Genomic DNA, 12,495 nt, shown 5'->3' with positions numbered 1-12,495 from the left:
CGAAGCAGTATATTCACACACTTTAGTTTCAAACGGCACAATTTGTTTTATACAAAAAAGAATATTGCCTTAAAATAGAGTTTGATCCAAAACACCTCACAAACTCGTATTTTACGGTAAATGAGAAGAATCCATTTTGAAAAAAAGATTGATTAAAATGGATTCTTCTTTAGCATATTTAAGTTTCAGTTTTATAAAAAAGTTTGATCATTTTTCACCTTAGGTCTTCCACAATAACGCCCGATTGTGGAAGATCTTAATTACTATGTCTTTTTGAACAAACCTACTTCTTTACTTTTTATAAGAACATCCGTTTGCAGAGGGAAGTTAGCAGTTATAATGATGTCTGGGTAATAATAAGTAAGTTACCGTTGCTTATAAAACAAGCAAGGCCCGATTGGCCCTGCTTGTTATTTGACTATTACTTTTCCATCCATTCCTTTCTGGAAATGGTACCGACATATCAGTTCATATGTACCGGGATCTTGAGGTTTCACGGTAATGGTTCTTTCTTTTCCCGGCTGGACTTCGGCGTCAATTCTGAGCTTTTCCACTGTGAAGGTGTGCTCTTTCTTACCTTGGTTTTTCAATATCAACGTTGTCGTCCTTCCAATCGGAATAGTGATGACATTCGGATTAAAGTAATCATCATTCAACTCGACCTCAATCACTTTCACTGACTCAATAGGCTGTGTTACGACGCCGGATTCGGCAAATACACTGAGTGAGCCCGGAGTTGTCACAACCACAATCATTGTAAGCAAAACGACCAATCCAGTTAACCACTTTTTCACAGACATTCGCAGTCCTTCCTTTCCTAAGCACTATTGTTTTCCAATTCATAAAATATTATCACTATAAATGGGCTCCAACGTGCTTCAAATAGTAGCTCTTTTATCTGAAACAGTGACAAAGAAAAAAAATCGACTCTAATAACGATCTTCTGAAATCTATTCTTCTTCAATTAACCTGCACCATTAGTTTAAGTGTAATACTTCATATTCAAACAAAATATTTCCATCAGCTTCAACAATCTGGCCCGATTGTTGAATAAAAAAAAATCCTGCATTTCATGCAGGATTTTTGATCAAACTTTTTTACAAACAGTACATCTTTTTTATAAACGGTACGACTTTCTTATAACCAGTACAACTTTATTTCAAACCGACAAAGAACCATTTCTTCATGTTAGAAATGATTCCTTTCATATATGAACTGATTATTTTTTTACTAACTCCGCTAATTTTTTCGTACTATTATAAGGAGAATCCGCTAAGCTAATTGCAGAAATAACGGACACCCCATCCGCACCCGCTTCAATGACAGAAGCAGCATTTTCAATTGTAATTCCACCAATGCCGACAATTGGAACTTCAACGCCACTTTCGCGGAAGAAACGTAATCCTTCCGTTCCTTGTACTGCTTTTGCATCTTTTTTCGTATTTGTTGGAAAAATCGGCCCTACTCCTAAATAATCGGCACTATTTTCAATCGCAAAACGTGCTTCTTCTATTGTATGAGCGGATACACCAATTATTTTATCACCCATTTTTTCACGTACTGTCTTAATGCCCTCATCATCTTGTCCAACATGAACGCCATCTGCATCTAATTCTAGTGCTAATTCCACATCATCATTTACGATAAATGGAACATTATACTCTTTGCACAAAGACTGAAGCTGCTTTGCAAATGCATATCGTTCTTCTCCCGTTAATGCTCCTTCACCTTTTTCACGATATTGAAAGATTGTAATTCCACCATCAAGTGCTTCTTTCATGACTTGTAATGGATCTTTACAGCAATTGTTACTCCCCATAATAAAATATACTTGTAATAACTCGGACATATACTGTTTATCGATGCACGCCATTTCTCTCATCCTTTCTTAACGAACTTCTTCGACATTCCCATATTGTTCAACGTCTTTTGCAGTAACATTTGCTAACTGATTAAGAAATTCAATTTGGAAACTTCCTGGCCCTTGTTCAACTGTTTTGTTTGCCGCAATTTCTGCCGCTACACCGTAAAACGTTACCGCTGCGACTGCCGCTTTTACATAGTCCCTTTCGACTGCTGCAAATGCTCCAATCACAGATGTTAATAAACAGCCTGTTCCTGTTACTTTTGTTAAAATAGGATGACCATTACGAAGAATAAATGTTCTTTCTCCATCTGTTATAACGTCTTCTTTTCCAGTGATAACAGCAACGGTATCTAACTGCTCTGCTGCTTGTTTCGCAATTGAAACAACATCACCGTTTCCTTCCCCTGCATCAACACCTTTAATCTCCCACTTCTCATCAATAACATTTGCAATTTCCGCCGCATTGCCGCGGATAATTGCTAGTTTTGCTTCACTCGGGAGATATCTTGCAACTTCTGTTCGGTACGAAGTTGCACCAGCACCAACAGGATCAAACAAAATCGGTACATTATGCGCATTTGCTGATTTCCCAGCAATGAGCATCGCTTCTACTTCTTCCGGACGAAGTGTTCCCATATTTAAAACAAGCGCTCCAGCAATACTTGCCATTTCAGCTACTTCTTCTTTCGCATATGCCATTACAGGCGATGCACCTAATGCAAGTAAGCCATTAGCTGTAAAATTTGTCACAACAACATTTGTAATATTATGAACGAGCGGATTTCTTTCTCGTACTGTTTCGATTACTTGTGCAATTTCTTCGATTTTCATATTTATCAATCCCCTTTTTTTATAATGGGAGATATAGCTAAAAAAGACACTTTGCGTATGCAAAGTGTCTTAATATGCGTTTTCACACTCTCCCTACGCTGGCATTATCCAACAGGTTCAAATGGTCAACGACAGATTAGCCGTACTCTCAGTTTGCATCCGCAAACTCCCATGTGTTTTATTATTCATCTAATTCAGAGTCTACTCTTATTCTATCAAAATCACAAGTTACATTTTGTTATGAAAACTCCCGCCACTTATCTCCTTCAGACCTTGAAGTGGGGGTTTCTCGTGTATCATCTTCAAGAGATGCTTAACACGAGTGGAGTTGACACAGCTGCCTGATGGCACAACCCCTCTATTCCATCGACGAATGCCTTTGGAACTGCTTTTTTTAAGATGTTATAGGAACCATTCACATCTGCGTTCAGTAGTTTATTCTCTTTCGTACGATACAATCCACGTGTGATACGCTTTCCACTGAATACAGGGATGTCTTCCTCACCGTAAGTGGGGATATCATCATTGTCTAGAAAAGATGCCTTACTTGTATACGATTCTTCCACGACTTGTACAGTAATACCTTTTCGTTCTGCTTTATAGGTGATCATTTCAATGAGTAGATTGTGTGAGATATGACAAAATGATTGATTTTGTTGTTTCCCCATGTCACTGTTTTGTTTCCATGATGTATTTTTCCCAATCACAATCATAGAAATTTCCTGTTGAATCACCATCTGAACAATGTGGTGACTCATTTTGTGGAAGATATCTTTTATTTTAAGAAACCTTTTCTCATGAAGCCTCTCTAAACGCTTCGATGTGTGCGGTCCTTCTTTTGGCTCTTGTCCATGACGAAGAATTCCTTGTAAGTGTGCTTTTTTCTTGTTGTAGTATTGATTAATACCTTTGATGACATTACCCTTAAATAATACAGGAGTGGCACCTGTATTCGTTGTGATGGTTGCAATGTTATTGATTCCTAAATCAATCCCCATATAGCGATTGTTATCTATATGCTCCGGTGAAAACTCAGGTTGTTCTGTCACAATTTCCACCTTAAACTTCCCATAAGCAGGAGAAACACGTACCTCTTTGAGATTGCCAATCCGCCTAAACAATTTACCGATATTTAATTTTACGCCTGTTTTTGGAAAACGAATGTATTTATCTTGGAGTTTACATACTTGATTCGTGAATACAATTTCTTTCATAGGTGATTTAATATATTTTGGAATGCGAGGTCTGCCTGTAAAAGTGGAAGGATGTTTCTTGTATGCCTTGATGGATGCAAAAAATGATTTCCAGTTTTGATATAACTTCTTCATAACCGCTTGATTTGTTTGCGCTGGCAAGTTCATATAATCTTGTTGTTTCATCGTTTTAAACAAACAATCTAGAAAGTTATAGGCTAGAAACGATTTCTCTTTTGTCGGTAATGTAAACAAGTTACATTTTATATCTTTCTGTTCTCTAACAGATTTTTCTTTTTGTTTTTGCACACGTTTTTGGTACGCACGAAGTTGATTTTTGTTCATGTTTTCAATCTGTGTTTGTAATGTATGAAGGACTTCTTGTTGAAGGGGCTGTAATGGTTGCTCCGTACATAAAGCCGTATACACTTGGCGAATATAGAAGTTTGTTGTATTGTAGAGATTCTTTGCGTTTTGGCACATTTCCATGAAGTAGGCATACAATTTGTGACCTTTCTTAATCCAAATTTGATAGGTTGCATATTCTTTTTCTTTTGGTATAATTTTCACCCTCTTCTTTCCATAATGATACTACAAAACAACAAAAAGGAACATATATTCGTATTAATACAAAAATATTTTTACGAATACAACGGCAATTCATCCCTACCTTAAACTTTGCTATGCCCGGCACGTTTTGAAGGTGGGGTTTTCTTGCCCATTTTCCCATAACTGAATCCAAAGTGAATGTATGCTATAGTTAACTTACGGAAATTCGAAAGGATGTTTGAAATATGGCAAAAAGTGTTGTAATTGCTGAAAAACCTTCTGTTGCACGTGACATTGCGCGTGTATTGAAGTGTGATAAAAAAGGAAATGGTTATATTGAAGGAAATAAGTATATCGTTACTTGGGCTTTAGGGCACCTCGTTACATTAGCAGATCCAGAAAGTTATGATGTGAAATATAAAAAATGGAATCTAGAAGATCTTCCAATGCTGCCTGAACGCTTAAAATTAACAGTGATCAAGCAGACTGGCAAACAGTTTAATGCTGTTAAAAGTCAACTGACTAGAAATGATGTAAATGAAATCATCGTGGCTACAGATGCAGGAAGAGAAGGAGAGTTAGTCGCTCGCTGGATTATTGATAAAGTTAAAATGAATAAACCTATTAAACGTCTATGGATTTCATCTGTTACCGATAAAGCAATTAAAGATGGCTTTGCAAATTTGAAGCCTGGTAAAGCATATGACAATTTATATGCTTCAGCTGTCGCACGTTCAGAAGCCGACTGGTATATTGGTCTTAACGCAACACGCGCATTAACGACACGATTCAATGCGCAACTAAATTGCGGTCGTGTACAAACTCCTACTGTGGCGATCATTGCAGGTCGTGAAGACGAAATTAAAAACTTCAAAGCGCAAACGTACTACGGTATCGAAGCCCAAACAGCAGACAAGTTAAAACTGACTTGGCAAGATGCGAAAGGCAATAGCCGTAGCTTCGATAAAGAAAAAATCGATGCGATTGTGAAAAAACTAGGCAAACAAAATGCCACTGTCGTGGAAATTGAGAAAAAGCCTAAAAAATCGTTTTCTCCTGGTCTTTATGATTTAACAGAACTACAACGTGATGCAAATAAAATCTTTGGTTATTCTGCAAAAGAAACGTTAAATATTATGCAAAAATTATATGAGCAGCACAAAGTATTAACGTACCCTCGTACAGATTCACGCTATATCTCATCCGACATCGTAGGGACACTTCCAGAACGTTTGAAAGCGTGTGGAGTAGGAGAATATCGTTCTTTAGCTAATAAGGTCTTAAATAAACCAATAAAAGCTTCTAAATCGTTTGTTGATGATAGTAAAGTAAGTGATCACCATGCGATTATTCCAACAGAAAGTTATGTAAACTTCTCCGCCTTCACAGATAAAGAACGCAAAATTTATGATTTAGTTGTAAAACGTTTCTTAGCAGTTTTATTCCCAGCTTTCGAATACGAACAACTAACGTTACGCGCAAAAATTAGTGATGAAAACTTCGTCGCACGCGGCAAAACAATTCTTAATTCTGGTTGGAAAGAAGTATACGAACATCACTTTGAAGATGACGAGACAGTAGACGATTTAAAAGAACAAATCTTACCTCGCATTGAAAAAGGCGATACATTAAACGTAAAACTAATTGCACAAACATCAGGTCAAACAAAGCCACCTGCACGTTTTAATGAAGCAACATTACTTTCAGCAATGGAAAATCCCACAAAGTACATGGGCACGCAAAATAAACAACTTGCAGACACGTTAAAATCAACTGGTGGACTAGGTACTGTTGCTACACGCGCGGATATTATTGATAAATTATTCAATTCATTCTTAATCGAAAAGCGCGGCAAAGACATTCACATTACATCAAAAGGCCGTCAGTTACTTGATTTAGTGCCAGAAGAATTAAAATCCCCTGCACTAACTGCTGAATGGGAGCAAAAACTTGAGGCAATTGCGAAGGGTAAATTGAAAAAAGATGTATTCATTTCAGAAATGAAAAACTACACAAAAGAAATTGTTTCCGAAATTAAATCGAGCAATAAAAAATATAAGCACGATAACATTTCAACAAAAACGTGCCCAGACTGCGGTAAACCGATGCTAGAAGTAAACGGCAAAAAAGGCAAAATGCTTGTGTGCCAAGATCGTGAATGCGGCCATCGAAAAAATGTATCCCGCACTACAAACGCACGCTGTCCTCAGTGTAAAAAGAAACTAGAACTTCGTGGTGAAGGAGCGGGTCAAATCTTCGCGTGTAAATGCGGCTATCGCGAGAAACTTTCTACATTCCAAGAAAGACGCAAAAAAGAATCAGGCAACAAAGCCGATAAACGCTCTGTACAAAAATACTTAAAACAACAACAAAAACAAGAAGAACCTTTAAATAATGCGTTCGCAGAAGCATTAAAAGGGTTGAAATTTGATTAAACCCATACTTAAGGGGCTATTCATAAAGATTAAATATCTTTATGAATAGCCCCTTTATCAAATTTTACATGGTACCTTGTCTATATGTAGCTTTGTAATAAACAAAAGGTTCCCACCATAACTGGCAGGAACCTTTTTCTATTAGTGAATTAACTTACTTCCTTTTGCATTTTCTACAAACTTACTGCTCGACTTATTAATTGGCTTTTTCAAGAACAGCGCCATAACAAGCATAACAACGACCCATATACACAATGCGAGAAGATCCTTCCATACAATATCCCACAGCATACCGCCAACTGTCTCGCGAATCAGGCTAATCGCATACGTAAACGGTAAAAACGGATAAAGAGCTTGGAAGAATTTCGGCGTCATCTGAATTGGGAATGTTCCACCTGAACCGGCAACTTGTAGTACAAGTAAAATGACCGCAAATGACTTCCCGACGTTTCCAAATACAGAAACGAGCGAGTAAACAATACAGACGAATACCCCACTAATCAACATACTAAATAGAACAAACCAGAATTTATCTACTACATAAGTACCGAGCAAGAACATATCGCCCATTGCTACGATAAACGCCTGTGCAAGGCCAACCGTTAAGAACGTTAAAAAACGACCAAAGTAAATGTGATAACTTCTATACTCCGCATCTTCCTCATGTACTTCTACTGTTAACAATGAAACCATAAGTAATGCTCCTACCCATAACGCTAACACTGTATAGAACGGCGACATTGCTGAACCGTAATTCGGTATTGGGTATAATTTGTTCTCTTTTAAGTTTACTGGGTTTGCGAAGAAATCACTTTGTTTTTCTACGTCATGTTTTAACAAACGAATGATGTCATTTAAATCTTCTTGTGATTTAAAATCGCGAATTTTATTAGCAATGTCTGTAATTTTCTTCTGTGCATCAGGAAGTTCAGCTTTTATCTTTTCAACTTCATCTTTGCCAAGAGTTAAACCTTTCGATGCATCTTCCAGTACTTTCTTCACATCAGGAAGACTTTTATTTGCTTCACTTAAGATTTTTGATGTATCTTTTGACATTTGTTTCGTACGTTCAATAGCATCATTGAAACTTGGAACAATTTCGGAATCATACTTTCCTAAAATGTCACCTAATGCCGCTGAAGCACTTTTAGATGCAGCATTTATACCATCAACTACATCCTTTGCAGGTTTCTGACCTTTATTCATTGCATCTAATGCTAAATTTGCCCCGTTGATTCCTTTTTGGAAATCGCCTTTTACTTTGTTCAATTGATTAATTGTATTTGGTATATTTGTTGTTTTATTTAAATCTCCAGCAATTTTATCTACATCATTTAATACAGGAATAATCCCATCTATCAATTGGATCCCAGTTGTTAAACTTGCTTTTAAAGAATTCAATCCGTTTTTCGCTGGGTCTAAATTTACGCCTGGTTGTTTTAATTGATCCAAATCAGGCCATGCTCCTAAAATACTGTCGATAATAGCAATTCCATCTTTAGCCGCTTGATCTAGTGCATTAATCGCATCTTGTGATGGCTGTTGCCCTTGATCTATAGCCTTAATTATATTATCAATCTTCTTACTTGTATTATCTAATACCGTTTTTAAACCTTTCAGTCGGTCAATATTATCATTGAAGATTGTTGTATTAAATGTTTCATTAAGAGTTTGTAATAACGAAATGATTGAATCCACTTGTTTACTTCTAAAATCAATTTGATTTTTAATGATTTGAAGATCTTGTTTTGTCTTTTCAGGATCACTGACATTATTTTGTTTTAGGGCATCTGCTATTTGTTGTGTAGATACTAATACTTGTCGAGTAGATGCTAAAAAGCTTTTTACAGTTTTCGATGTTTCGGTTAATGTTTGTTCATTAATATTTCCTAAATCTAAATTCCCTGCTGGATTTTTCAAGAACTCTGTAATTTGTACAGCACCATCTGCAGACTGTTTTAGAAATGTTAGATTGTTTTTTATTGCTTCTGGTGCAGCTTCTAACGTTTTCGTATTCTGTGCAAAAAAGGCATCTAAATCCTTCGTCATTTCTTGTCCATCTCGAATGACATTCTCAACCGTCGGCAATGTGGCTTGTGCTGTTTTCACAAGTTTTTGTGCTGTATCAGCATCCGTTAATGCTGTATCAACCAAATTGTTAATCTCCGGAAACTGCGCTTCTAATTTAAAAACAAGTTCTGTTACTTTTTCAATACTTGGCAAATTCGTTTCTAAATCAATCCCAAGTTCATTAAAAATTTTAAAAATCTCACCGTTTGCTGTTTTTACGAAGTTTTTACCTATTTCCTGTACAACACCTGATGCACCTGATGACGTAATCTTTGGTGCAATAGCATTGACTTTTTCATTCACATAATATTGAAGCTCTGGTTTTTGCGGATTATCACTTAATACCGTTGCAATTTTTTCGGAGAAATCTTTTGGGATGGTAATACTTGCGTAATAATCACCATGCTTTACACCATCTATGGCGTGCTTCTCATCAACGAACTTCCAACCAAGGTTTTTGTCCTTTTTTAAAGAATCAACAACCTCTTTCCCTATATTAATATCTTTCCCGCGTAAATTTGTACCCTTGTCTTCATTAGATACTGCAATGGGAACATCTTTCGTATTTCCATAAGGATCCCACGAGGCTTTAATATTAAACCACGCATATAGCGATGGTAAAATGGTAAGCCCCAGTATGATAACAATTGCAGCCCAATGTTTCGCTACATTCCGTATGTCTGTCGTATAAATACGCCATATTTGTTTCATATTTTTAATCACCTAATCATATATTTTTTCTTTTTCCCAAATTCATACATACATTTTGCCATTATATCACTGTTTACAAAGAATTTTAAATGAAAATAATCTATACTGAAACTTCCATCAGTGGGGGTTTTCTTCATCCTCCACTGATGGAAAGCCCGCTCAATCGGGCCTTTACGGGCAGTTTTCTTCCCAGCTCTTCTCCATCCTTTACTGCCCATTAATACGGGATAAACTGTATACGTCATTATATAATGAATACATGTCGATATCTACACTAAATGACCAATTTAGTTTTATGTTCAATAATAGAGATTATGTATGAAATGTAATAAAAAAGCAACCAATCCGTATTTTACACGGCGGTTGCCTTTCTTATTACATATTAATTTGAACTTCAACACCAAAATGATCCGATATTACATTTCGGTTCACATCATTAAAAATCACTTGGGAAGAAACAACTTGCACAGGCTGATTACTTAAAATGAGATCGATGCGTAAATTTTTCTTGTTCTCATCCCAACCAGCAATCTTTCCTTGCACAGTTGTTCCTTCGTCTTTTCTTTCTGCTAATTCATACGTGTCGTATAGACCATCTTTCATGAGATAATCATATCCCTCATTCTGTATGCGTGCATTGTTGTTGAAGTCACCCATTAAGAACGACAACTCATTATTATCTACATAACTCAATAAATGATCTACTTGCTTCTTAAACGGCTCTTCTTCATCCATCCACCAGCCAAGATGACAAGAATAAATTGTCACCGGCTGATTGTTATAGGAAACTGTTGCACTTACAATTTTTCGCGTTTTCCAGTATGTTGTATCTGTACTGGCTGATACGAAAAACGAATCGCTCTTTGTAATGGAATGCTTTGTCAAAATTGCCAAGCCTTCTTCATACACCTCATACCCAATATGAGCAAAGTCCCATACAACATCATATTTTGCGGCTCCTAGCTCTTCTAACTCCGCTTGTAATAAGCGTACAAAATTATCTTCTTTCATGTTACCGCATACATTTCTTGCTGTAATCGACTGACTTACCTCTTGCAGCGCAATAACGTCATAGTCATTTTCTTGAATTGTTTTTGCTAAATAATGAATCTTTGCAAGTTGCTTTTCTTCTTGCCATGAATGACAATTTAAAGTTAATAATTTCATTGGTTATGCACCTAAAATGTCTTGAATGTCTGATTTTAATACGTCAGCTTTTGGACCGTAAACAGCTTGTACCCCTTTATCTTTTACAATTAACCCAAGTGCCCCGTTTTTCTTCCACTTTGCTTCTGGTGCAACAATATCTAAATCTTTTACTGTTACACGTAAACGTGTCATACAAGCATCTACATCCGCAATGTTCCCTCTTCCACCTAATAACTCAATAACCGCTGTTGCTAATGAACCTTCTTTTACATTTGCCGCTACTTCTTCAGCCCCATCTTCATTATCAATGTAGTTACCCGCACGTCCTGGTGTTGGTATGTTAAACTTTTTAATTAAGAAGTTGAAGATTGTAAAGTTTAATCCAAAGAATATAACCGATACAACAACAAAGTTGATAAGATCTCCTATTAATCCTGCCTTTATAATCATTGGTGTACGAGTTAATAACTCAATAAAACCAAACGCATGAATACGTAGGTGAATTACATCTGCTAATGCGAATGCCAAACCTGTTGTAATTGCATACACAACATATAATACTGGTGCGATGAACATGAACATAAACTCAATTGGCTCTGTTACACCTGTTAAGAATACAGCTAATGCCGCAGATAAGAACATTGGTTTATATTTATGACGTTTTTCTTTGTCTACGTTGCGGTACATCGCAAATGCGATACCGATTAACGATGCTGTGGAGCCGATAACTTGTCCTACTTTAAAACGTGCTGGAACCACATTATTTAATAAATCATGATATGCTTTCGTATCACCATTAGCTAATAAGTTATTTAAGTCTGTAATCCATGCGAGCCATAATGGGTCTTGACCAGCTACTACTTGTCCTGCCTTGGTACCTGTTAATATTGTGTACGTGCCGCCAAGCTCTGTATAGTTCATTGGAATCGTTAACATATGATGCAATCCAAATGGTAATAATAAACGTTCTAGTGTTCCATATACAAATGGTGCCACAACTGGCGCGCTATCCTTTGAAGCTGCAATCCAACGCCCAAATTCATTTAATCCGCTTTGAATGAACGGCCATACTAACGATAAAATAATAGCAGTGATTGTAGAACCAACAATTACTACGAATGGTACAAAGCGTTTTCCATTAAAGAACGCTAATGCTTGTGGTAATTTATTATAGTTATAATATTTATTGTATAGAGTAGCTCCTAAAAAACCTGAAATAATACCTACGAATACTCCCATGTTAAGTGCCGGTGCACCAAGAACAGAAGTAAAATAATCTTTAACAAGTAAATTTCCCGCTAAAAAGGAAGAAACTTTCGCTTTTGAATCCGCTAACATTACAGCGTTTACACCAAAAATTGCTCCTGTAATTCGGTTTGTTAATATGAATGCTATCAAGGCTGCGAATGCACCGCCTGCACGATCCTTTGCCCAAGATCCCCCAATTGCTACAGCGAATAAAATATTTAAGTTTCCAATAATTCCCCAACCGATATCTTCCATAACTCTAGCAATCGTTTGTACTACAGCTATATCACCCGCAGACATACCGATTAGCTTACCAATGGAAATCATTAAACCAGCAGCCGGCATAACTGCAACTACTACTATCAAAGCTTTCCCAAACTTTTGCCAAAAATCAAAAGACGCAAGCTTCTTCATTTCTTTGTTCCTCCTTTTTCTAAATTAC

Annotated in this window: 8 protein-coding genes and 1 riboswitch; of the genes, 1 reads left to right on the top strand and 7 read right to left on the bottom strand. The window is 36.6% G+C overall.

Annotated elements, in window-relative coordinates:
* Positions 1–410: 410 nt before the first annotated feature.
* The 4 genes from NKR74_RS01950 to NKR74_RS01935 all read right to left on the bottom strand — a co-directional run bounded on the left by NKR74_RS01950 (position 411) and on the right by NKR74_RS01935 (position 4,452).
* Positions 411–800, bottom strand: a complete 390-nt coding sequence (locus NKR74_RS01950; RefSeq protein WP_098309125.1) for a cupredoxin domain-containing protein — start codon at positions 798–800, stop codon at positions 411–413.
* A gap of 419 nt (positions 801–1,219) precedes the next feature.
* Positions 1,220–1,882, bottom strand: a complete 663-nt coding sequence (thiE, locus tag NKR74_RS01945) for a thiamine phosphate synthase (protein WP_375337644.1) — start codon at positions 1,880–1,882, stop codon at positions 1,220–1,222.
* Between the two features lie 6 nt (positions 1,883–1,888).
* The gene (thiM, locus tag NKR74_RS01940; RefSeq protein WP_253628477.1) at positions 1,889–2,698 is read right to left on the bottom strand and encodes a hydroxyethylthiazole kinase; all 810 of its coding nucleotides are present in this window, start codon (positions 2,696–2,698) and stop codon (positions 1,889–1,891) included.
* A 73-nt stretch (positions 2,699–2,771) separates the two neighbouring features.
* Positions 2,772–2,881, bottom strand: a riboswitch (TPP riboswitch).
* 119 nt (positions 2,882–3,000) lie between these two features.
* Positions 3,001–4,452 carry an RNA-guided endonuclease InsQ/TnpB family protein gene (locus NKR74_RS01935; RefSeq protein ID WP_375337686.1) on the bottom strand — a complete coding sequence of 484 codons (1,452 nt, stop codon included), beginning with the start codon at positions 4,450–4,452 and terminating at the stop codon, positions 3,001–3,003.
* A 233-nt stretch (positions 4,453–4,685) separates the two neighbouring features.
* Between NKR74_RS01935 and NKR74_RS01930 the strand changes: the two genes are divergently transcribed.
* The gene (locus NKR74_RS01930) at positions 4,686–6,875 is read left to right on the top strand and encodes a DNA topoisomerase III (protein WP_253628476.1); all 2,190 of its coding nucleotides are present in this window, start codon (positions 4,686–4,688) and stop codon (positions 6,873–6,875) included.
* A gap of 141 nt (positions 6,876–7,016) precedes the next feature.
* Here the strand turns inward: NKR74_RS01930 and NKR74_RS01925 are convergent, their stop codons facing one another.
* From NKR74_RS01925 to NKR74_RS01915, 3 genes are all read right to left on the bottom strand, one after another.
* Positions 7,017–9,656 (bottom strand): YhgE/Pip domain-containing protein, encoded by a 2,640-nt coding sequence (locus NKR74_RS01925; RefSeq protein ID WP_253628475.1) that lies wholly within the window; start codon positions 9,654–9,656, stop codon positions 7,017–7,019.
* 375 nt (positions 9,657–10,031) lie between these two features.
* Entirely contained in the window at positions 10,032–10,823 is a 792-nt protein-coding gene (locus tag NKR74_RS01920) for an endonuclease/exonuclease/phosphatase family protein (protein ID WP_253628474.1), read from the bottom strand.
* Positions 10,824–10,826: 3 nt separating this feature from the next.
* Entirely contained in the window at positions 10,827–12,467 is a 1,641-nt protein-coding gene (locus NKR74_RS01915) for a PTS transporter subunit IIBC (RefSeq protein ID WP_098309131.1), read from the bottom strand.
* Positions 12,468–12,495 lie beyond the last annotated feature (28 nt).

It is taken from the genome of Bacillus sp. 3103sda1, assembly GCF_024159135.1.
Lineage (GTDB): Bacteria > Bacillota > Bacilli > Bacillales > Bacillaceae_G > Bacillus_A > Bacillus_A rhizoplanae.
The sequence above is the reverse complement of the archived record's forward strand: the minus strand, read 5'-3'. Positions and strand labels throughout refer to the sequence as shown.